This is a genomic window from Rugosimonospora africana, from assembly GCF_016862975.1.
GTDB lineage: Bacteria > Actinomycetota > Actinomycetes > Mycobacteriales > Micromonosporaceae > Rugosimonospora > Rugosimonospora africana.
Genome location: NZ_BONZ01000174.1, coordinates 1 through 1,120 on the forward strand (window position 1 = coordinate 1; position 1,120 = coordinate 1,120).

The 1,120-nt window shown below is 70.4% G+C and carries 1 protein-coding gene; it reads left to right on the top strand.

Going from position 1 to position 1,120, the window contains the following annotated elements; all coding sequences use genetic code 11:
- Positions 1-1,120 (top strand): IS607 family element RNA-guided endonuclease TnpB (tnpB, locus tag Raf01_RS49065; RefSeq protein WP_203925065.1); only part of this gene is annotated, 1,120 nt, incomplete at both ends.

Genomic DNA, 1,120 nt, shown 5'->3' on the forward strand with positions numbered 1-1,120 from the left:
GCGGACGAGCAGTTGACGCCGTCGCTGTCGTGGTCGCTGGCCGCGCTGCGTAAGACATGGAACCAGGCGAAAGCCGAGGTGGCGCCTTGGTGGGGCGAGGTGTCCAAAGAGGCGTTCAACACCGGTCTGGACGCCCTTGCCCGCGGCCTGAAGAACTGGTCGGAGTCCCGCAGCGGGAAGCGGGCCGGGCGGCACGTCGGTTTCCCTCGGTTCAAGTCTCGCCGCCGCACCACACCCAGCGTTCGGTTCACCACCGGTGCGATCCGGGTCGAGCCGGACCGGATGCACGTGGTGCTGCCCCGGCTGGGCCGCCTGAAGTTGCACGAGTCCGCCCGTAAGCTCGCCCGCCGCCTTGAGGCCGGCACCGCCCGGATCATGTCCGCTACCGTCCGGCGCGACGGCGGACGCTGGCACGTCGCCTTCACCGTCGAGGTGGAGCGCGCCGACCGGGCCCCGGCCCGGCGTGGTGTGGTGGTCGGCGTGGACGTCGGGATCAAGCACCTCGCGGTACTGTCCACCGGTGAACTGGTCGACAACCCGCGCCACCTGGTCGCCGCGCAGAACCGGCTGCGCACGCTCGGTCGGGCATTGTCGCGCAAGACCGGTCCGGACCGCAGGACCGGCCGGCGCCCGTCAAAACGCTGGGAAGGTGCCGCTGCCCGGCTCGGCCGCGCACACGCGCGGGTGGCGAACCTTCGCCGTGACGGGCTGCACAAGCTCACCACCCGCCTAGCCCGCGAGCACGCCACGGTCGTGGTGGAAGACCTCAATGTCACGGGCATGCTGGCCAACCGCAAGCTGGCCCGGCACATCGCTGACGCGGGGTTTGCCGAGATCCGCAGGCAGTTGGCGTACAAGACCGAATGGAACTGCGGTCGGCTGCTGAGCGCCGACCGCTGGTATCCCTCCAGCAAGACGTGCTCGGGCTGCGGCGCGGTGAAAGCCAAGCTCGCCCTTTCCGAGCGTGAGTACGAATGCGAGGCGTGCGGCCTGGTCATCGACCGTGACCGCAACGCCGCACTCAACCTGGCCGCCCTCGCGGCGCAGTTCGACACCGCCGGGAGTGGCCCGGTGGCAGGACGTGGAGCCGACCAGAAGACCCGCCTTGGTGGGCAGGTGG